23 protein-coding genes are annotated in these 21793 nt (G+C 33.0%); 2 read left to right on the top strand and 21 right to left on the bottom strand.

The window, feature by feature from the left end; genetic code table 11:
- Window positions 1-8: 8 nt before the first annotated feature.
- From OIU80_RS14125 to OIU80_RS14210, 18 genes are all read right to left on the bottom strand, one after another.
- Complete coding sequence (locus tag OIU80_RS14125) at window positions 9-689, bottom strand: 2'-5' RNA ligase family protein (protein ID WP_264287642.1); 681 nt, start codon at window positions 687-689, stop codon at window positions 9-11.
- A 249-nt stretch (window positions 690-938) separates the two neighbouring features.
- Window positions 939-1700 carry a tryptophan synthase subunit alpha gene (trpA, locus tag OIU80_RS14130; protein ID WP_264287643.1) on the bottom strand — a complete coding sequence of 254 codons (762 nt, stop codon included), beginning with the start codon at window positions 1698-1700 and terminating at the stop codon, window positions 939-941.
- Between the two features lie 71 nt (window positions 1701-1771).
- The gene (locus OIU80_RS14135) at window positions 1772-2509 is read right to left on the bottom strand and encodes a carbon-nitrogen hydrolase family protein (RefSeq protein WP_264287644.1); all 738 of its coding nucleotides are present in this window, start codon (window positions 2507-2509) and stop codon (window positions 1772-1774) included.
- Between the two features lie 168 nt (window positions 2510-2677).
- Window positions 2678-3859 (bottom strand): tryptophan synthase subunit beta, encoded by a 1182-nt coding sequence (trpB, locus tag OIU80_RS14140; protein ID WP_195735802.1) that lies wholly within the window; start codon window positions 3857-3859, stop codon window positions 2678-2680.
- A gap of 12 nt (window positions 3860-3871) precedes the next feature.
- On the bottom strand, window positions 3872-4504 hold the full coding sequence (locus tag OIU80_RS14145) for a phosphoribosylanthranilate isomerase (protein WP_264287645.1): 633 nt from the start codon (window positions 4502-4504) through the stop codon (window positions 3872-3874).
- Between the two features lie 121 nt (window positions 4505-4625).
- The gene (trpC, locus tag OIU80_RS14150; RefSeq protein ID WP_264287646.1) at window positions 4626-5405 is read right to left on the bottom strand and encodes an indole-3-glycerol phosphate synthase TrpC; all 780 of its coding nucleotides are present in this window, start codon (window positions 5403-5405) and stop codon (window positions 4626-4628) included.
- 83 nt (window positions 5406-5488) lie between these two features.
- On the bottom strand, window positions 5489-6481 hold the full coding sequence (gene trpD / locus OIU80_RS14155) for an anthranilate phosphoribosyltransferase (RefSeq protein ID WP_264287647.1): 993 nt from the start codon (window positions 6479-6481) through the stop codon (window positions 5489-5491).
- A gap of 74 nt (window positions 6482-6555) precedes the next feature.
- A complete protein-coding gene (locus tag OIU80_RS14160; RefSeq protein WP_264287648.1) occupies window positions 6556-6963 on the bottom strand; it encodes a GNAT family N-acetyltransferase in 408 nt (135 codons plus the stop codon).
- A gap of 103 nt (window positions 6964-7066) precedes the next feature.
- Window positions 7067-7633, bottom strand: coding sequence for an anthranilate synthase component II (locus OIU80_RS14165; RefSeq protein WP_195735797.1), 567 nt, complete (start codon window positions 7631-7633; stop codon window positions 7067-7069).
- An 87-nt stretch (window positions 7634-7720) separates the two neighbouring features.
- On the bottom strand, window positions 7721-8179 hold the full coding sequence (locus OIU80_RS14170; RefSeq protein WP_264287649.1) for a hypothetical protein: 459 nt from the start codon (window positions 8177-8179) through the stop codon (window positions 7721-7723).
- A 55-nt stretch (window positions 8180-8234) separates the two neighbouring features.
- Window positions 8235-9635, bottom strand: a complete 1401-nt coding sequence (locus tag OIU80_RS14175; protein WP_264287650.1) for an anthranilate synthase component I family protein — start codon at window positions 9633-9635, stop codon at window positions 8235-8237.
- A 302-nt stretch (window positions 9636-9937) separates the two neighbouring features.
- A complete protein-coding gene (locus OIU80_RS14180; RefSeq protein WP_264287651.1) occupies window positions 9938-11215 on the bottom strand; it encodes a hypothetical protein in 1278 nt (425 codons plus the stop codon).
- Between the two features lie 256 nt (window positions 11216-11471).
- Window positions 11472-12038: a YceI family protein gene (locus OIU80_RS14185; RefSeq protein ID WP_264287652.1), complete on the bottom strand. Its 567-nt coding sequence runs from the start codon at window positions 12036-12038 to the stop codon at window positions 11472-11474.
- 39 nt (window positions 12039-12077) lie between these two features.
- Window positions 12078-12710, bottom strand: coding sequence for an NAD(P)H-dependent oxidoreductase (locus OIU80_RS14190; protein ID WP_264287653.1), 633 nt, complete (start codon window positions 12708-12710; stop codon window positions 12078-12080).
- Between the two features lie 14 nt (window positions 12711-12724).
- On the bottom strand, window positions 12725-13186 hold the full coding sequence (locus OIU80_RS14195) for a MarR family winged helix-turn-helix transcriptional regulator (protein WP_264287654.1): 462 nt from the start codon (window positions 13184-13186) through the stop codon (window positions 12725-12727).
- Between the two features lie 247 nt (window positions 13187-13433).
- Window positions 13434-13850, bottom strand: coding sequence for a YeeE/YedE family protein (locus OIU80_RS14200; RefSeq protein WP_264287655.1), 417 nt, complete (start codon window positions 13848-13850; stop codon window positions 13434-13436).
- Between the two features lie 11 nt (window positions 13851-13861).
- On the bottom strand, window positions 13862-14431 hold the full coding sequence (locus OIU80_RS14205; RefSeq protein WP_039116026.1) for a YeeE/YedE family protein: 570 nt from the start codon (window positions 14429-14431) through the stop codon (window positions 13862-13864).
- Between the two features lie 157 nt (window positions 14432-14588).
- Window positions 14589-16004, bottom strand: coding sequence for an MBL fold metallo-hydrolase (locus OIU80_RS14210; protein WP_264287656.1), 1416 nt, complete (start codon window positions 16002-16004; stop codon window positions 14589-14591).
- Window positions 16005-16335: 331 nt separating this feature from the next.
- Here OIU80_RS14210 and OIU80_RS14215 point away from each other — a divergent pair, with 331 nt between their 5' ends.
- Window positions 16336-17667, top strand: coding sequence for a cytochrome ubiquinol oxidase subunit I (locus OIU80_RS14215; RefSeq protein WP_264287712.1), 1332 nt, complete (start codon window positions 16336-16338; stop codon window positions 17665-17667).
- A gap of 2 nt (window positions 17668-17669) precedes the next feature.
- The gene (gene cydB / locus OIU80_RS14220; protein WP_264287657.1) at window positions 17670-18746 is read left to right on the top strand and encodes a cytochrome d ubiquinol oxidase subunit II; all 1077 of its coding nucleotides are present in this window, start codon (window positions 17670-17672) and stop codon (window positions 18744-18746) included.
- 374 nt (window positions 18747-19120) lie between these two features.
- Here the strand turns inward: cydB and OIU80_RS14225 are convergent, their stop codons facing one another.
- The 3 genes from OIU80_RS14225 to OIU80_RS14235 all read right to left on the bottom strand — a co-directional run bounded on the left by OIU80_RS14225 (window position 19121) and on the right by OIU80_RS14235 (window position 21701).
- Window positions 19121-19537, bottom strand: coding sequence for a helix-turn-helix domain-containing protein (locus OIU80_RS14225; protein ID WP_264287658.1), 417 nt, complete (start codon window positions 19535-19537; stop codon window positions 19121-19123).
- A gap of 136 nt (window positions 19538-19673) precedes the next feature.
- Window positions 19674-20711 carry an SMI1/KNR4 family protein gene (locus tag OIU80_RS14230; RefSeq protein WP_264287659.1) on the bottom strand — a complete coding sequence of 346 codons (1038 nt, stop codon included), beginning with the start codon at window positions 20709-20711 and terminating at the stop codon, window positions 19674-19676.
- Window positions 20712-20915: 204 nt separating this feature from the next.
- The gene (locus tag OIU80_RS14235; protein ID WP_264287660.1) at window positions 20916-21701 is read right to left on the bottom strand and encodes a sulfite exporter TauE/SafE family protein; all 786 of its coding nucleotides are present in this window, start codon (window positions 21699-21701) and stop codon (window positions 20916-20918) included.
- Between the last annotated feature and the right edge of the window lie 92 nt (window positions 21702-21793).

The raw sequence follows: 21793 nt of genomic DNA on the forward strand, positions 1-21793 counted from the left end.
AGGAATAATTAGATTTTAAAATCAGATAAATTTTCAACAATTTCAGCTCTTTGGTACCAATCATTATGTACCAATTCGAGGTTTTTTATTTCAAATTTTCCGAAGTTATAATCACGGTATTTGTGCAGTGTTTTTAAGAATAAATCCTTGTTATTTATAGGGTTTCTGAACCGTACAACTGTTAAATGTGTAGTAAATAAAGAATACCTTTTGTCGATACTTTGTTCGAGAGTAGTTTGTTTAAACGCTGTACGAAGATTATCTCGTAAATCGTTTATACTTGTGTCGCTTGGAAATCCCTGAATCATAACTGCCGAAGGAGAAGCGGTAATTCCGTGTAGATTAATTACTGATTTATTTAAACCAGTAATGCATTTATTGATTACAGCAATATAATCTTGTAACGTGATGTTGTTTAAATCAAAGCCGTCATAACAAGATATAATAGACATTACTGTGATGTGAATATCCGAATTTGGATAATAATATTGAGAAGCATCAACTTCTTTTAATTCATTTAAAAAAAGTTGAATGCTATTTTTAATCTCTTCTGTAGGTCGAATTAATAGTGTAATTCCAAAACGGTTATCGCTCAAATTATCTATTTGTGTATCTATAACATAATTGTCATTTGATATTTTTTCACAGGATGCTGTGAACAAATTAGTATAATGAGTAGCTAAATCCATTTTGTATTGACTTTTTTAAATCTATCTAACCTTTTAATCAAGCTATGTTACAGTAAGTCCCAGCGAGACGTTATATTTATAGAAATTTCAATCATTTTTTAAGAAACCCCATCAGGGTGACATTTTAGCAATCGCAAGATAAACAAAAATATCGCTCTGCTGGAGCTAATTGGAAGAACGTATTGTATCGGCTATAAATAGTACCGCTCCTCTGGAGCTTTTAATAATAGAATTAAAAAGATTAATATATTATCTAATCGCCTTTACAAACTCGGCAATATTTCCAGTTCCTTTTTCAGATAAATGTTTGATAAAAGCACTTCCGATGATAGCTCCTTTAGCAAATTTAGTTGCCTGATTGAAAGTTTCTTTATTAGAAATTCCAAATCCAATTACCTGTGGGCTTTTAAGATTCATATTTGCAATTCTTTCAAAATAGCTTTCCTCTGTATTGCCAAAACCAGATTGAGAACCAGTAACGCTGGCAGAACTTACCATATATATGAATCCGTTTGAGACACTATCTATAAATTCAATACGCTCATCAGATGTTTGTGGAGTAATCAGAAATACGTTTATAATACCGTATTTTTCAAAAGTCTCTTTGTATTGTTCTGCATAAACATCAACAGGAAGATCTGGAATAATTAATCCGTCGATTCCAATTGCTGCACATTTTTTACAGAATTCCTCAACTCCGTATTGCAATATAGGATTAAAATAGCCCATTATTATCAACGGAATCTTTACGCTTTCGCGAATATTTTCCAGTTGATCAAATAAAATTTGTGTCGTCATTCCGTTATGCAATGCCTGAGTAGAACTTGCTTGAATTGTTGGTCCATCTGCCAAAGGATCACTAAATGGTAATCCGATTTCGATCATATCGATTCCGTTTTTTTCTAGATCCTGAATGATTTGTACGGTGTCATTAAGATTAGGATATCCTGCAGAAAAATAGATAGAAAGTATCTTTTTATCTTCTTGTAGTTTTTGATTTATTCTGTTCATTTTTTTATTTTTTTATGCTAACAGGTTTAAGAAAAACTGTTAGGTATTTTATTAATCTTGATATTGTCTTTTTAATCTATTACAAATTCATTTGTCCAGATTTCATTGAGATTTTTTACAATCAATAATCCAGAATCTGAATCATTCATCTGAGCGATTAATTCTCCTTTATTATTCCAAAACGCGCTTTTTCCACCCGAAGCATATCCCCATGATTCTCCGCTAAAATTAGACATAAGTACATTCATATTATAGGTACCAGCATAATCTTGCAAAGCTTTGTAAGCTACAGGAATTCCGTTTGGAGTAAAGAATATACTAGCAATATAAATTGCCGTTTTATTTTCGCTTGCATTTTTTGGATGCAACGGATTATCGATATCGGCACAAATAGCAAAAGAGATTTTTTTATTCTCTAATTCGATTGTTGGATTATAATCAAAAGACGATTGATAATAAATATCTTCGCCTTCATGAAGAAATTGTTTGGTATAAATAGAAACCGAATTATCGGGTGAAATAATAAATTCTCCGATAAATAATTGTTCCTTAATTTTTATAGGTGCTCCAGCTACAATCACAATCTTATTTTCTACAGCTAATTTTTTTAAATGATCCAATCGTGAGTCGTTTTCTATGAAAGTAAGTTCACTCGCATTTTCTCTTTCGTACCCCGTGATCGATAGTTCTGGAAATACGATTAAATCGGCATTTTTTGTTGCCGCCAATGCTATAAGACGATAATGATCTAATAAATTAGAATCTATATCTCCGCGTTTGGGTTTGGTCTGAGCTGCAGCTAATATCATTTTAATAATTATGTGTTGTTTTACTGTGAGATTTTTTATTGATTATGTGTGTTTGCGTTAGGGATAAAAGCGATATCCTTTTTTAGGCTTTTTTTCTGCCTTAAAAAGATTTAGCGTCCCGATAGTTATCGGGAAGCCCGACCGTTTTTTTCTGATGGAAACGCCCAACTATAACTTGAAATAATCGATATAGGTATTTAAATCTTTATCGCCACGACCTGATAAATTGATAACTACGATTTCGTCGGGACCAAATTTCTTTTGTTCCAGAACGGCAAAGGCATGTGCACTTTCGATAGCAGGAATAATCCCTTCTGTTTTTGATAATTGTAAACCAAATTGCATGGCTTCATCGTCTGTAATCGAAATAAACTCGGCTCTGCCAGATGCGAATAAATGGGCGTGCATTGGTCCAACTCCCGGGTAATCTAAACCTGCTGAAATAGAATAAGGTTCGGTGATTTGTCCGTCGGGAGTTTGCATTAACAATGTTTTACTTCCGTGAATGATTCCGATTTTTCCTAATGCTGACGTTGCAGCACTTTCGCCTGAGTCAACTCCTAAACCAGCAGCTTCTACAGCAATAATATTTACGTCTTTTTCGTCTAAGAAATGGTAAAAAGCTCCAGCAGCATTACTTCCTCCGCCTACGCAAGCGATAACGTGATCTGGGTTTTCACGGCCTTCTTTTTCTAATAATTGTGTTTTTATCTCGGCAGAAATTACACTCTGAAAACGTGCTACCATATCAGGATAAGGATGTGGACCAACGACAGAACCGATGATATAATAAGTATCGACAGGATTATTAATCCAATCGCGAATGGCTTCGTTTGTAGCATCTTTTAAGGTTTTTGAACCCGAAAGTGCTGGACGAACTTCTGCCCCTAGCATTTTCATACGAGCCACATTTGGTGCTTGACGCTTAATGTCGATTTCACCCATATAAACAATACATTGCAATCCCATTAAAGCACAAACTGTAGCAGTTGCAACGCCGTGTTGACCCGCGCCAGTTTCTGCAATAATTCGGTTTTTACCAAGACGTTTTGCTAGCAAAATTTGACCAATTGTATTGTTTACTTTATGCGCACCAGTATGGCATAAATCTTCTCTTTTTAAATAGATTTTGGTATTGTATTTTTTCGAAAGTCTTTCGGCAAAATACAATGGGGTAGGGCGACCTACATAATCTTTTAATAGTGCATCGAACTCAGCTTGAAAGCTAGGGTCGGCAGTAATCTTTAAGTAGTTCTGGCGTAGTTCTTCTACATTTGGATATAACATTTCTGGAATGTAGGCTCCTCCAAATTCTCCATAATAGCCTTTTTCGTTTACGTGAAAACTCATTTTGTTCAAAGTTTAAATGTTTAAAGTCGCAAGATTTTGCTTGAAACTATATAATATGTTTTTATCTTTTAATCCTGGTTCGATTTCGAATTTACTGTTTACATCGATGGCATAAATAGGTAAATTGGTTTTCAAAATCTCTTTTATTGTTGCTACTTCATCAATCCCGATTCCGCCACTAAGGAAGAATGGTTTTACTGAATTGTATTGGTTTAATATTTTCCAATCAAAAGTGGTTCCGTTTCCGCCAGGTAATTTTCCTTTAGTATCAAAAAGGAAATAATCACAAACCGATTCGTATGGTTTTAATACTTCAAAATCAAAATTTTCATCAGCAGAGAATACTTTGATAAGTTCGATCTTAGTATCAATTTTATTTTTTAGTTCTTGACAAAACGCTACCGATTCGTGACCGTGTAATTGAATAGCTTGCAAATCGTATTTTGAAATTTTGCTTAGAATATCTTCCTGACTTTGATTTACAAAAACACCAACTTTCTTTATCGACTTTGGCAAATTAGGAATGATTCCGTCAAAATAGCGTGCCGATTTCTCCCAGAAGATGAATCCCATATAATCGGGTAGGAGCGAACCTACTTCGGTTATATTATCGGGATATTTCATACCGCAGATTTTTAATTTCATTTTCGTTGTGTTTTTTACCGCAAAGGGCGCAAAGAGTTTTTATATTCTATGTCATTAAAACGCTAAGTTCGCAAAGCTTTGGGCTAAATTTGTATACGTTTTTATGCCTATTGCTTAATGCCTAAAGCTTCTTAATAAATTCTGTCGCTGCTTGTCCAGCATTATCTGTTTTCATGAAATTCTCTCCAATTAAGAAACCTTTGTAACCGTATGGTTTTAATTCGTTAATGGCTTCGATAGATGAGATTCCACTTTCAGAAACTTTTACAAAATCATCAGGAATTTGTGCTGCTAATTGTTTGCTGAAATCCAAGCTAACTTCGAAAGTTTTTAGATTTCGGTTATTAACACCAATCATATCTAGTGTTGGTATTATCGATTTTTCTAATTCTTCCTGATTATGAACTTCTAGTAAAACTTCTAATCCTAAACTTTTTGCAAATTTAGATAATGACTTTATTTCTTCTCTTGTTAGAACAGCTGCGATAAGCAAAATTAAATCGGCTCCAAATGCTTTGGCTTCTAATATCTGATATTCATCGACAATAAATTCTTTTCGCAATAATGGAATATTTACTGACGCTCTTGCTAGAAGTAAATCATCGAGTGAACCACCAAAATATTTCCCATCTGTTAAAACAGAAATTCCACAAGCTCCTGCATTTTCATATCCTTTCACCACTTCTTCTACCGTAAAACTTTGGTTTATTATCGATTTAGAAGGTGAACGACGTTTGTGCTCGGCAATGATTCCTGTAGAACTTGCTTTTAGGTTTTGACTTAAAGAAATAGTTTTTCTCTCGAAGAAAACCGAAGCTTCTAGTTGCGAAACTGGAATTATTGATTTCTTGAGAATGACTTCTCTTTTTTTGTCAACTATTATTTTATCTAAAATATTCATTGTTTTTTTATTTCAGGTTTCAAGCTTCAAGTTTCACGTTCCAATAATTTGAAACCAGAAACAAACAAAACTTGAAACTATTTTTACTTACTTAAATCTTTCAATTTATTCAAAGCTACTAATCCTTTACCAGAAAACAAGCTTTCTTTTGCCAGTTCAAAACCTTCTTGTGGAGTACACTTTGTAACTGTCGCAATTGCCATTGCAGCATTGGCGCAAACTACATTGTTCTGAGCTTCTGTACCTTTTCCAGAAAGAATATTGATAAACATATCCGCTGATTCGTCGATTGTTTTTCCACCTTCAATTTCGCTTTGCGCTAAAGTACGAATGCCAAAATCACTTGGATTTAACATGCCTTCCATTGTACTGGTAATAATTTTTGTTGGCCCAGTTAAAGAAACCTCATCGTAACCATCAAGCGAATGCAGGATAGTGAAATTTACATCGGTATTTTGATATAAATACGCATACATTCTAGCTAATTCCAGATTAAAAACTCCGACTAATTGGTTCTTAGGAAATGATGGATTTACCATTGGTCCCAACATATTAAAGAACGTTTTTACTGCTAATTCTTTTCTTATAGGTCCAACATTTTTCATAGCAGGGTGAAACAATGGTGCATGAAGCACACAAATTCCAGCTTTATCTATACATTTTTCTATGAAATCGGCATCATTGGTGAATTTGATTCCCATTTTTTCCATTACGTTGCTAGAACCTGAAATAGATGAAACTCCGTAATTACCGTGTTTGGCAACTTTTATTCCTGCACCAGCAGCTATAAATGATGCTAGAGTCGAAATATTGAAAGTATCTTTTCCGTCACCACCAGTTCCGCATAAATCGATAGTATTGTAAGCCGATAAATCTACACGAATGCATAAATTTAATAGAGCTTCACGAAAGCCAGCCATTTCATCGATGCTAATACTGCGCATCATAAATATGGTAAGAAACGCCGAAATCTGACTCGGGTTATAATCACCATTTGATATATTAGTCAATACGGTTTTTGCCTCTTCTTTAGTAAGAAGCTCGTGATTGATTAATCTGTTTAATATATTTTTCATTCTTTTTAAGGTTCTAAGTTGCTAAGCTACTAAGGTTGTGAGTTTTTTACTGTAAACTGATACTGAATACTTTCTTAATGTTCATTTCCTTGATAAATCCACATTGGTTCTGTTTGTCCCGCTCTTTCAAATCCATTTTTTTTATAAAAATCTATTGATTTTCCGTCTGCGGTTAACATTTGCATATGAAAATCACGATATTTTTCTTGCATTTTATCACAAATCATTTTGCCTATCCCTTTACCTTGGTATTCTGGGAGTACTAATAAATGTGGATAATATACCGTTAAATAACCATCAGAAATTGCATTTCCAAGTCCAACCAGTTTTGTATCATCCCAAGCTGTAATTAAAGTTTCAGAATTTAAAAGCCCTTTATATAATAGGTCAGGTTTTTCAGCCGAACTCCATTCATTGGCTTTGTATAATCTTATTATATCTTCAATATTAATTTCTTTGGTTTCTAAAATTTTAATATTCATTTTTTTAAGTTGCTAAGGTTCTAAGATTCTGAGTTACTAAGTTTTTTTTCTTTAAATAGTAAACTGCGACTGAATACTGCGACAGATTACTGTAAACTAAAGACTAGCTTTTAATCCAGTTCTCTAACATTTTTTTTCCGTTTGGTGTTAATACACTTTCAGGATGAAATTGAACTCCGCGCACATCATAGGTTCTGTGCCTTAATGACATTACCTGACCGTTTTCGTCGTAAGATGTAGCTTCAAGGACATCGGGTAAAGTTGCATCTACAACCCATGAATGATAACGACCAACTTCAAATTCTTTTTCTAATCCTTCAAACAAAATTTCATCATCGACAACTGTTTTTACATTAGTTGCTACACCATGATATACTTTGTCTAGGTTTGATAATGTTCCCCCAAAAACTTCTCCAATAGCCTGTTGTCCTAAACAAACTCCAAGAATACTTTTGGTTGGTGCATATTTTTGAATAACAGCTTTTAGCAAACCTGCTTCGTCTGGAATTCCTGGTCCTGGAGAAAGTAATATTTTGTCGAAACTTGCAATTTCATCAATATCAAACTCATCATTTCTATATACAGTTACTTCGCAATCTAAATCTTCCAGATAATGTACTAGATTATAAGTGAAGCTATCGTAGTTATCTATTACTAATATTTTTTTCATTTTTTTTGAGGTTCTAAGTTGCTAAGATTCTGAGTTACTACGTTTTTAAACTGTGACTGAATACTGAAACTGGCAACTAATTTTTATTTATTTTTCTCGAACGTATTTTTCGACAATTATTCTATTTATTCCAAGTTTTTCAATTTTCTCAATTCCTTTTTGAATTAAGGTATCATTTTTAACTTTTACTGTAAAATCAAATTTACTGTTCTCCCAGTCTCTATTATTGAAATATTCTAAATTCTCTGTATATGTACTATCTTTTAAAGTATATTTTCCTCCACCTCCGAAGAATAGTGCATCGGCTTTTTTACCATTATTTAAGTCGTGGTTAAAGAATGCAAAGTGTGAGTCATTTATAATTTTAATCATTTTGGTTTTTGGGTCGAATGTTGAAAAAGTAGAATCTTTTTCGGTTGTCTCTGCCGATATAAGTCGCCAGGTTCCTTCGATATCTTTTTTAGATGTTGTTGTTTCTTGCTTGCTCTTATCGTTGCAAGAAGTTAAAAATGCCATAACCAATAATAATCCAATAGTGTTTTTCATAGTTTTTAGGTTTTAGTTAATATTTTGGTTCAAGTTTACAAACTGCAACTGAATACTAAATTTTTTCTGCCATTTCTAGCGCAGTATTTAATGCTCTCAATTTATTATATACTTCTTGCATTTCGCTTTCTTCGTCAGAACTTGCTACAATTCCGGCTCCAGCTTGGCAATGTAATTGGTGGTTTTTGCTCAAGAAAGTTCTAATCATGATGGCATGGTTAAAGTTGCCTTCAAAATCCATTACACCGATAGCACCACCATAAAAAGTACGATTGGTTTTTTCGTATTCTTCTATAAGTTGCATGGCTCTGTGTTTTGGTGCACCGCTTAAAGTTCCTGCAGGAAAAGTATCTGCTACAACTTGCATTGTAGTTGCTTTTTCATGTAAATGTCCTGTAACTTTTGATACTAAGTGGATAACATGTGAGAAAAACTGAACTTCACGATATTTCTCGACATTTACATCATGTCCGTTACGGCTTAAATCATTTCTTGCTAAGTCGACTAACATTACGTGTTCGCTATTTTCTTTTTTATCTTCTGATAATTGTTTAGCTAGAATTGCGTCTTGCTCATCGTTTCCAGTTCTTTTGAAAGTTCCGGCAATAGGATGAATTTCGGCTTTACGATCTTTTACAATGATTTGAGCTTCGGGTGAAGAACCAAATATCTTGAAATCACCGTAATCAAAAAAGAATAAATAAGGAGAAGGGTTGATGCTTCTTAATGCTCTGTACACATTAAATTCGTCTCCTTTAAATCCTTGTGTAAATCGGCGTGATAAAACCAATTGGAATACATCGCCACGGAAGCAATGTTTTTTTGCTAAAGCAACATTATGTTTAAATTCTTCATCGGTAAGATTTGAGAATCCTTCGCCTTCTTTAGAGAATTGGTACGAAGCTATATTTCTTGATTGTAATAATTGCTCTATTTCTGAGATATTATTTCTTCCATCTACGCTGTGGCAAAAAATGTAAGCTTCGTTTTTGAAGTGATTTATTGCAATTATATTTTGGTAAACTGCATAATATACATCAGGAATAGAAATGCTATTGTCTTTTTTTGCAATAGTTACTTTTTCAAAATAACGAACGGCATCGTAAGAAATGTATCCGAATAATCCGTTATTGATGAACTTGAAATCATTCTTTTCTGATTTAAATTGTCCTGAAAACTCCTGAATTATTTCGGGAATATTAGTAGAACTGTCGATAGCTATTTTTTCTGAAGTTCCATCAGGATAATTTTTAGAAATAGTTTCGTTCTCAATTTTAATGCTTGCAATAGGGTTGCAGCAGATATAGGAGAAACTATTGTCATTACCATGATAATCGCTACTTTCTAGCAGTAAACTATTAGGGAATTTATCTCTAATTTTAAAATAAATGCTCACTGGCGTTACAGTGTCAGCAAGAATTTGTTTGTAGTGTGTGTTTAGTATAAAAGGTTTCAATGTGTTGGTTTTTTAAATTTTAATATATTGTTTTCTAGAAAATTTTGAACAAAAAAAAAGGCTTGTCGTGATGACAAGCCTTTTATATTTATAGTTTGAATAATACCATAGGAAGCTTCGTTCACGACGTTTGACGTAAATTGTTCCACCACCAAGTATTATTTGTAATTGTTTTCATAAACTTTTTTTGTTGGTACAAATATATAAATGTAATTTGAGTATTCGTCTATATTATTTTAAAAAAAACATCTACTTTTTTGAGTTTTTTGTTAAATTTAATTGAAGGAGGCAGTTTTAAAGGCTTAATTTCCACTAGCTAAAGTGTTATTTACGTTCATTCTAAAATCAGGATTAGCCTTAATATTTGGTTCAGTAAATAATGCGACATTTCTTATAGATGTGTATTCTAAGCCGAAAGCAGGGTTCTGATACCAGTTATTAATGCCCGAATCAAAGTTAGAATTTTCGCTTAAAATACCACCTTGGCAGTTATTAATGATCAATCCGCTTAGTTTTATTTTTTCAAGATTTACCAGTCCATCTCCAATTTTACCTTGAAGTATAACAAATGGTGTAAAGCCCGAGATCACACTATTATTTAATGCAAAATAACTATTTTCTCCTATATGCGCTGCTTCGCGTACTAGCCCTTGATTGCTTTCTTCAAGATTTATTAATGTAATGTTATTAGCAGTTATCTTGGTTAGTTTTTTACTAGTATCGCTGTTTTCGATTTTGTCGTAAGAGTCGATTTCAAAACATCGTGAGCCTGAAATATCCGAAGAGTAGGGATGACGAATGGCTATACTATTGTTTATGGCGCATTGTACTCCTTGTGTAAAATCAAAATCATCATCTGTAGCTCGGTAGGAAACTAAGTTATTCATAACGACATCACCACCGTAAGCTTCAAATGAGTCATCATTGGAATAACTTATTTGGATATATTCAAGTTTGGTTTTACGTCCAATTCCTGCCAGTGATAAGCCATTAATTTCTTTTAACGAATTTAATTTTCTGCCGGAATATTCGATGCGGATGTATTTTAAAATGCCTGAATTATCCTCAGCGTCTTGTCCTCCATAATGATTTACAACAGGATCAAGATTAAAATCTAGGAAACTTACGCCGCCCATTTTATTGATAGGAGCTTTACCAAGAAGAATTATTCCGCCCCAATCACCAGGTTTTCTTTCGGCAACATTCTTATTAGATGTAAAGATAATTGGATCTGTTTCTAGGCCTTCGGCTATTATCTTGGAGCCATTTGTTATTACCAATGTACCACAAGTTTTATCATCTCCTCTTATTACTGTTCCAGGTTCGATTGTTAAAACGGCATTGTTTGTTACGTAAACGACACCAACCAATTGATAAGTATTTCGTTTGTATAATTTGGTATCCTTATCAATAGTTCCAGCCAGAATGTTTGTAGCTTCATTATACTCTGTTGAAGCAGGTTTAAAATTGGTCCATTTATTCATCCAGTTTGATGCTCCAACAATCCCTTTTTGTTGTTGCGCATTGACTATTATGCTACTTATTAAACAAATAATTACAAGGTGTAAATTTTTTTTCATAGTACTGTCTTTTGCAAAATTTGATTTTTTTTGGATAAAAGCTTTTTGTTTAAAACAAAAACTTTTTTGATTGAGCCAAAATTAGATGAGGTTTGTTAATCAAAGAATGATAAGATATTATGAAAGTGTTATTATAACTTTATGAACGTTATTTTATCTGTTTAGAATATTGTTATTTTTTTTAAGTTAAAATTAAAGCAAAAAAATCCCATCTGCCGTGGCCGATGGGATTTTTCGAATTAGTAAGTGTGTAATATTAGAATTTCAAAGCTACAGTTAATTCAAAATCATCATTGATAGTTTTGTCTCCTAAGTTTTCGAAGAAGTTTCCTGAGTTGTATTTAATATCATATTTAGTTCTGTCAACTTTAAATGCAGTTGTAGCAGTATTACCATTTACAGTAATATCAAAAGTTACTGGTTTAGTAATTCCTTTGATAGTTAAATCTGCAGTTACAGTGTAAACATCAGTTGCTTTAGCTCCGATAGTTTTGAAAACTAATTTAGCAGTTGGGAATTTTTCAGTTCCAAAGAAGTCATCAGCTTTCAAGTGACCGTTTAATTTTCCTTGGTATTCACCAGAAAGGTCAGTTGCGTTGATAGAAGTCATATCTACAGTGAAAGTTCCACCAGCTAATTTTTTACCTTTAAATACTAAAGCACCATCTTTTAGGTTTACAGTACCAGAGTGTTCTCCTGTTACTTTTTTACCAACCCATTTAACTGTACTTGTTTTAACGTCAACTTTTTTAGTTTGAGCGTTGATTGAAACTGATGATAGAGCTACCACTAGGGCTAGAGCAATTGTTTTTAGATTTTTCATTTTGTTTGTTTTTTGTTTTTAATGAATTTGGATTAATAATTATAGTGTGATAAATAATTCTTCTTGAGATTTTCTTACTTTTTTATGATGCTGTGTTGCATCTTCTTCGTGTCTGTAACCTACAGTTGCAATTACCGAAGCATTTAAATGCAAAGCATCTAAACCAAGGATTTCATTAAATGCAGCTTGATCAAAACCTTCCATTGGCGTAACGTCAATTTTTAATTCGGCAGCAGCGTTTAATAAGTTTCCTAATGCTAAGTAAGTTTGTTTAGATGTCCAAATGTTTTTTGCATCTGGTGAAAGAGTCGTGATTTTAGATTTCATAAAATCGCTATATCCAGATAGTGATTCAGCTGGAATTCCTCTTGTTTCGCTAATGTTTTTGACAAAATTGTTAATTGCATCATCACCAATATTAGTGTCATTTGCAAAAACTACCAAATGAGAAGCATCTACAATTTGAGATTGTCCCCAAGCTGCTCCTTGTAATTTTGCTCTTAATTCTGGTGATTCAACAAAAATTACTTTGTATGGTTGTAGTCCGTAAGAAGATGAACTTAAGCGTATTGCTTCTTTTAATGTATTTAAATCTTCAGCAGATATTTTTTTGGTCGCATCAAACTTTTTGGTTGCGTATCTCCAATTTTGATTTTCTAGGAAAGTATTCATTTTATTTATTTGTATTAATTTTTTTGATTTCTAAATTTTTCTAATAACTCATTTAATAATTCTAATTCTTCTGTAGTCAGATTTTCAGAAAAAACAGTTTCATGTTCTATTACCTTTGGGTCTAATTCGGTTAAAACATCTAATCCTTTTTCGGTAATCGAAACTTCTATTTTTCGTCTATTATTTGGACATACATTTCTGGTAACAAAATCCTTCAGTAATAACTTATCGACTAATCGGGTTGTATTGCTTGTTTTTGCCAGCATACGGTCTTGTATAACACACATATTAGCTGGATTTCCTTTTTGTCCTCTTAATATGCGTAGCACATTATATTGCTCTCCTGATAAATCATAAGGTTTTAATACCTCATTAAATTTATCCTGAAGCACATTTTGTGTGTACATAATATTCAGAATAACTCTTTTTGGATTATCCATCTTAACGGTACTTTTTATTACATCTTCAATTGTCATAGTCGTAAGTGTATAATTTGTATATACAAATGTAATACGTTTTATAGTTGTATATACAAATGTATCGTTAAATTTTCGTTAATATTATTTATGGAAGTTTTTCGTGGTATGAAATCGACTTTAAAATTAATAAAATTTAATTTATAATTTATTGGTTTTTATGTGTTTAAAAATTATTTTGACAAAATAAAAAAGCTCCATATGTTATTTTCATATGGAGCTCTATATAATAAAGGTGTACTAAATATTAATGAGGCAAGTTGTCTTTAAAATAACCATAAACCCAAGTTCCTGCTATTGCACTTACCAATGTTACTGCAATTACAGTAACTCCAGTTCCTATTTGTGCAAAAAGAGGACCAGGGCATGCTCCGGTAATTGCCCAGCCAAATCCAAATAATAAGCCACCATAAATCTGACCTTTACTAAAAGTTTTAGGCTCAATCTTGATTTCTTCTCCCTGAATAGTTTTTACTTTGAATTTTTTTATCAAAAAAACGGATAACATTCCTACTGCAACTGCACTTCCGATTACACCATACATAAAGAAAGATTGTAAACGGAACATTTCCTGAATACGGTACCAGCTAATGATTTCGGCTTTTACGAATACTATGCCGAATACAATTCCGACAAGCATATATTTTAAGTTTGAAATTTTCATTTTTTAGGGATTTAAAGTGAAAGTATATAAGGAAGAATCAGGTTTGCCATTACAAATCCGCCAATCATAAAGCAAATTGTTGCTACTAGTGATGGCCATTGCAAATTAGAAATCCCCATGATTGCGTGTCCGCTTGTACATCCTCCCGCATAACGCGTTCCGAATCCTACAAGAAAACCACCCACTACAATCATTATAAAACCACGTAGCGTTAATAAACTTTCCCATGAAAAAAGCTGAACTGGCATTAATCCCGAATTATCGGTAATTCCATAAGTAGCCAATTCGGTAGTAAGTTTTGAGTTTATTTCGATAGCATTTGGATTCGATAAGAAAACAGTTGCTATGATTCCGCCTAAGAAAATTCCGAAGACAAAAAATAAATTCCAGCTTTCTTTTTTCCAATCGTATTTAAAAAATGAAATATTTGCAGGAATACACATGGCACATATATGGCGTAAAGACGAACTAATACCAAATGCTTTATTACCAAAAATTAATAAAATAGGAACAGTCAATCCTATTAACGGACCTGAAACGTACCAAGGCCATGGTTCTTTTATGATTTCAATTAAATTCATTTGTTGCTTTTTTATTTAGGTTCAAAGCGGCAAAGGTTCAGAGGTTGAAATCTTTGTCGTTTTATGTCTTTGTTACTTTTTTATTTAGGTTTGGAGCGGCAAAGGTACAGAGGCTAAAACCTTTGTCGCTTTGTACCTCTGTACCTTTACTACTTATTTATTTTAAAACTTTACTTTGACACATAAAATCTGATTTTGGAATGGTAGTTTTTGCAATAGCATTAAAACCACCTTCGATTTCGGTGAAGTTTCTAAATCCGCGTGCTTGTAATATCGATGCAGCAATCATACTTCTGTATCCACCAGCGCAATGCAAATAAAAATGTTCTTTTGGGTCGATGTCTTTTACCCAGTCATTAATATAAGCCAATGGTTTGTTGTAAGCATCTTCTATATGTTCGGCACTATATTCGGTTTCTTTACGAATGTCGATTACTTTGTTTTCTTCAGGTTTGAACTCGTTTGCAAATTGTTCAGGTGTAATTCTGTTTACGGTATCAATTTCATAACCTGCATTTTTCCAAGCATCAAAACCACCTTCAAGATGACCGATAATCGAATCAAAACCTACGCGACTTAATCGGGTTACAGTTTCTTCTTCTAATCCTTTTTCGGTTACCAATACAATAGGTTGTTTTACATCGGCAATAAGCGTACCAACCCATGGAGCAAAATCTCCATTGATGCCTATATTCACTGATTGCGGAATAAATCCTTTGCTAAAATTGCTGTTATTTCTTGTGTCTAAAATCAAAGCGCCAGTTTCTTCGACTATAGCTTCAAATTCATCTACTTTTATAGCTTTCATTCCATTGTGTAAAACAGATTCGAAACTTTCGTAGCCACTTTTGTTCATAGCCACATTCATGCTAAAATAAGCAGGAGGAGGCAATAATCCATCAGTAACTTCTGTAATGAATTCGGCTTCAGTCATATTAGCACGTAAAGCATAATTGGTTGCTTTTTGGTTCCCAATAGTCGATACTGTTTCTTTGCTCATGTTTTTACCACAAGCACTTCCTGCACCATGAGCTGGATATACAATAACGTCATCTGCTAAAGTCATTATTTTTGTTCGTAACGAATTAAATAATATTGCAGCCAATTGATCTTGTGTCATTCCAGCAGCTTTTTGAGCTAAATCAGGACGACCTACATCTCCTATAAATAGAGTATCTCCAGAAAAAAGAGCATAATCTTTTCCGCTTTCATCTATTAATAAATAAGAAGTACTCTCCATAGTATGTCCCGGAGTATGTAATGCTTTTATGGTTATGTTTCCCAACTTAAATTCTTGTCCATCAGTTGCAGAAACACAATCGTATCCACATTCAGCATTTGGGCCATATATAATTGGAGCACCAGTTTCTTTGCTTAAATCGACATGTCCTGAAACGAAATCGGCATGGAAATGAGTTTCAAAAATGTATTTTAGTTTTACCTGATCACGATTTAAACGATCTAAGTAGGGTTGTATTTCTCTGAGCGGGTCTATAATAGCAGCTTCTCCATTACAAGTAATGTAGTAGGCTCCTTGTGCTAAACATCCAGTATAAATTTGTTCAATTTTCATTGTTGTGTAATCTTAAATAATGTTTAGCAAAGGTAAGTTAGTTTTTTTGTTTAGCCAGTGACTAATGTTACACAAATTTGTTTTGTGTATTTAGAAAAAAATTAACCATATAAATTGTGTAAATAAATATAATCGTCAAATTAATCATCATAAAGCAAAGCTTTAATGGACTTATATAGCTTATATGTTTAAAAAAAAGGTACGATTCAACTATTTTGAACTAACTAAAAGTTTTTACAAAGACAAGACGATAAAGTTTTTTTTATGACAGTAAATGTTAGTTTTAATAGGTAAATTTGCGAGACCTCATAATAAAATAATATACGCTAGTATGGAAGAAATGCTTTTTTATGACCGAATGCAGTTTGCATTTACAATAACCTTTCACTACCTCTTTCCGCAACTTACAATGGGACTTTCATTAATCATTGTATATTTTAAATGGAAGTATCTCCGAACTAATAACGAACAATACAACCACGCCACTCATTTTTGGATGAGAATTTTTGCATTGAATTTTGCAATGGGGGTTGTTACGGGGATTCCGATGGAGTTTCAGTTTGGAACCAATTGGGCTAAGTTCTCGGAATTAACAGGTGGAATCATCGGACAAACCCTTGCTATGGAAGGGATGTTTTCTTTTTTCTTAGAATCATCATTTCTTGGGATATTTTTATTTGGCGAAAAACTGCTTGGACATAAATGGCATTTTGTCACCGGATTATTAATATGTATTGGTTCGTGGGCAAGTGGCTATTTAATAATAGCGACACATTCCTGGATGCAAAACCCTGTAGGGTATGAAATCCTTGAAAACGGAAGATTTGTATTAACCAATTTTAAGGCTTTATTTCTTAATCCTTGGTTATGGCCTTCTTATTTGCATAATCAGGCTGCATCTATGGTAACGAGTTCATTTGTTGTTGCCGGAATTGGTGCTTTTTATATTTTGAGCAAAAAGAATCTTACTTACGGAAAACTATTCGTAAAAACGGGTGTTATTTTCGGATTGATTTCTTGTGTAATTGTAGCTGTTCCAACAGGCGATTTATTAGCTAAAAATGTTGTAAAATATCAGCCTGTAACTTTTGCTGCTATGGAAGGAATTTTTCATACCGAGAAAAAAGGATCTGAAATTGTTCTTATAGGTCAGCCCGATGTAAAAGATAAAAAATTAGATAATAAAATAGCAGTACCTAATATTTTGAGTTTCTTAACTTACGGAAGCTGGCATCAAGAAATTAAAGGACTAGATCAGTTTGATGAAAGTGTTCATCCAACTAATATCTCTGGATTGTATTATGCCTATCATATCATGGTAGGGTTGGGAACGATATTTATTGGATTGATGGCTTTTGCTGTTTTACAGCTTTGCAGGAAAAAATTATTCGAAACTAAATGGATTTTATGGTCGCTACTTTTTATGCTTCCGTTTCCATATATCGCTAATACTGCTGGATGGTACACTGCCGAATTAGGACGTCAACCTTGGTTGGTTTATAATTTATTGCGTACTGCCGAAGGTGGCTCACCAACCGTTTCCTCAGGGAATACATTGTTTACATTGTTAGGATTTATAGGATTGTATCTTTTATTGGGCATGTTGTTTTTGCTTTTGGTTGGAAAAATCATCAATAAAGGACCTCACACAGAAAAAATATAATTATGGAATTTTTTTGGTACGTAGTTTTAATGGGAATTCTAGCCGTGTACATTGTATTAGATGGTTATGATTTTGGAGCAGGAATTATTCATTTATTTTTTGCTAAAACAGAAAAAGATAAAAAAGCAATAACCAATGCAATTGGTCCTTTTTGGGATGCCAATGAAGTATGGATTATTGCCGCGGGAGGAGTTTTGTTTTTTGCTTTCCCAATATTATATGCTTCTTCATTCAGTGGGTTTTATTTGCCTTTGATTATGATTTTGTGGTTGCTTATTTTTAGAGCAATAGGACTCGAAATGCGCGGACAAATTCATCACCCAATGTGGGAAGTAGTTTGGGACAAGGCATTTGGGATTGCGAGTTTACTGCTGGCTTTATTCTTTGGGATTGCTTTAGGGAATATTGTTCGTGGGGTAAATTTAGGAATGGTTGTAAATGGAGTTTCTACTCAGGAAGCTCATTTCTTCTTTTTGCCTTTGTGGAATCCTACATTTAGTCCGCAAGCCAATGAATTAGGGATTATCGATTGGTTTACGTTGTTTCTTGGGATTGTGAGTGTAGTTGCTCTTACGATTCATGGAGCAAACTGGATTATCTTTAAAACCAATTCTTCATTAAATGAAAAGCTTAAAAATGTGGTTTTTAAACTTAATATAGTATTGCTGATTTTGGTATTTATATCCTTGCAAATCTGGCATTTTATTGAACCAAAACCCTTTCATAATTTTATTGAAACGCCAATACTCTGGATTTTTCCTTTGATTACTTTTATCGGGATTGTAGGTTTGTTTAAAGTACGAACGTATAAAAAAGACGGTTCAGGATTTGTGTTTTCGACATTGTTTCTTGTTGGAGGTTTTGCTTCAACGGCAGTTTCAATTTTTCCAAATGTATTGCCATCAACAAATAGTGTTAATCCTTCCTTAACGATTTACAATGCAGCAGCTCACGAATACGGATTATCAGTAGGAATGAGTTGGTTTTTTATCGCTCTGGCTTTGGTAATTGTATATTTTGTAATTCAATATAAAGTATTCAGTGGTAAAATGGACGATATTGGGTATGGTGAGCATTAAGGGTTTTTAGCCACGAATTAACGAATTGATTTATCAGTTTTTGTTTAAATAGCTATTGGTTTTAATCGGTGGCTATTTTTTTATCTCTATTTTTGACCATAGCCCACGGTTTCAACTGTTGGTTATGTTTGTAACATGTTATTTGTGTTTGTAATCGAGCTAGGTTGGATTTTAAATCGATGCCCGCAACCTACTTTTAAAAAAAAATAAAAAGATATAGTGTCCCGATAGCTATCGGGAAGCCCAACCGAAGGGAACGCCCATAAAATAAAAATCCGTTTACTCTAAGGAATAAACGGATTTTTTAGTTTTAATCTTTGTCAAATTTTTAAATTTTGACAAAGATTATTCTTGTATTAATTAATTTTGGACGACTATTTATCTTTTAGTAATTTTTCTAAATATTCAATTTTTTCTTTTTCTGCCAGAACTAAACGTTCGTAGAGTTTTTTGTTTTCATCGTAAGATTCAATCAATTTCTCAAGGGGATTAAAATTGTATACTGGATATGCGGCATTTTGACCATTATTAATACTGTTATCGTGAAAACTATTAAAATAATTAATCATATTTTCATCTGAAAAATTTTTTATTGCTTCAACTGATACACCTAATGCTATTGCGATTGCTTTTAGTTTTTCAGGCTCTACAGTTTCGTTTGATTCAATATTCGAAATAGATTGTTGGCTTATGCCAATTGCGTCGGCAAGTGCTTCTTGTTTCATACCTCGAAGTTCTCTGATTCGGCTTATGTTCCTGCCAATATGTTTTGGTTTTGTCGCTGTGCTCATAATTCAAAGGTATTTAAAAATTCTTTTCCAAAATAGTTTTTTGGTGAAAAACTAGTTACTCAGGTAAGATACTAGTTGTGTTTTTCGGATTTACTCTTTGTCAGAATTCTTTTTACTTTGACAAAGATTGAAGACGTTACTCTACAATATCTTTTAAAAAATCAACGAAGGAGTCTGCGTATTTTTCGAATTCCCATTTTCCATTTCCGTGCATACTTGTATATATTGGAGCGTCGTTGTTTGTAATGTTAGCAATGTCAATGCAATATGGATCAGCGCCTGCATCGGCAATTACAATATAATTAGAAGGCCAATCGGTAAGAATTTCAGATGTCATTGCGTTGAATGAATAACCATTTTGAGATTTGATTAAAGTATCTGCTCCATATAAATTCAATCCTTGAAAGAATTTTTCATCGTCTATAAATACATTAATTGGAGAATAGTTCTTAAGAAATAGCAGATAATTTTCTGGTAGTTTCCATTTTTGTTCTATTGCTTCAATTTTGTTTTTATCTGCTATTGCGAGCCAATCCGAAGGATTTGATAAATCTTGTTGCTTGCTTCTTTCTATTTTTAATTTGTTGTCTAGTTTAGAAACTGCTTTTTCTAGTTCTGTTTTTGGATTTCTTAAGGTTGGATGAATTTGGGGTTCTTTATGACCTGAACCTTGTTTGTAGGCTTTGTTTTGCCAATCTAATAATTCATCAATCCTAAAGTTTTCAATTTTCCAATAACCAGGATCTTGTGGTAAATCACGGTCAAAAGGCTGGTTGCTGTGTATGGCAATACTTTTTATAGCTTTTGCCCGAACGTCTGTTGGCAAGCTTTCGTTTTGCGCTAATTCAATGAGTGTTTTATATGCTTTTATTCCTTTTGTTTTTAGGAGTCCGTCAATTCCCCAATAAGTAAGTTCTGGTTTTGTAATTGTCCATTCGAAGAAGTCACTATAATTTGTTTCGTCTTCTTTAACTAGATTAATAATGTCAGTCAATAAGAATTCTCTCCAATGTAGCATTTTGCCATTTTTAGAATATTGGATAAAAATTTCGATAACTTTTTCTCTGTCAGACGGGGAGAAGCTTTTTATTAGATTGTCTTTTATTTTAGAAAATTTACTTCCGTCATCTTCTGTAAATAAACTTTCTTCGAATTGTTTGATTGTTTTGGCCATAAGGTTGATTCGTAATATCAGTATCAAGTTAAATGTACTGAAAAAGTTTCTTTGACCTTACTATTATTCAATGATTATTTTAATATACAATTCTAAACATAACCTCAAAAAACAGAGCGTTTTTCATCTTTGTCAAAGTTTAAAACTCTGACAAAGATTACTAAACAAGTAAAACTAAAAAAACTATCTGCTTGGAACTTCTTCTTAAAAGAAAACTTCTTTTGTAATAATATAAAATCCCATAACAAGTACAAACCATCCGAAGATTGGTTTTAATTTCGTGCCGTCAATTCTTTTAGAAAGTTGTGTTCCTATGAGCATTCCCAAGAGTGCAATGCCCGAAATTTCTAATAAAAAAGTATAATTTACTGGGGTTCCAACGTATAAATCACCTCCAAATCCTATAGAGGAATTTATAAAAATGATAAGGAGTGATGTTCCTACTGCTTGCTTCATCGGTAGATTAGCAAAGAATATTAAGGCAGGAATGATCAAAAAACCTCCGCCAGCACCAAGAAAACCAGTTACAATTCCAACTATAAATCCAATTATACTTAGTTGGGTGTAATTTGTTGTGTTTGTTTTTAGTTCTGGTTTGTTTTTTCGGATCATCGAGATGGCTGCAGTTATCATTAATACCGAAAAAATCAGCATGATTAAAAAATCCTTAGAAACCGTATATGAGGCAATAGAAAATAGTGTTGCTGCTATTTGAGGGAAGATTACTTCTCGTATAATTAATATGGAAATAACTGATGGGATAGCAAAATAAAGTGCCGATTTTAGCTTGAGATTTCCCATTTTATAATGGCTATAACTTCCAAATAAAGCTGTTACACCAACAATGAATAAAGAATAGGTAGTTGCTTGCCCAGGATTTATCTTAAACAGATAAACTAAAATAGGAATAGTAAGTATAGATCCTCCACCGCCAATTAAGCCTAATGATATTCCTATGATAATTGAAGCAAAATAACCTATATATTCCATTGATGTTTGTTTTGATACAAAGGTTGTTTCTTAAAACGTAAGGCACAGTAACATTTATCACATTGGGTTTATTAAATATGAATTTCGTTTTA

The sequence above is a fragment of the Flavobacterium frigoritolerans genome (assembly GCF_025847275.1).
GTDB lineage: Bacteria > Bacteroidota > Bacteroidia > Flavobacteriales > Flavobacteriaceae > Flavobacterium > Flavobacterium frigoritolerans.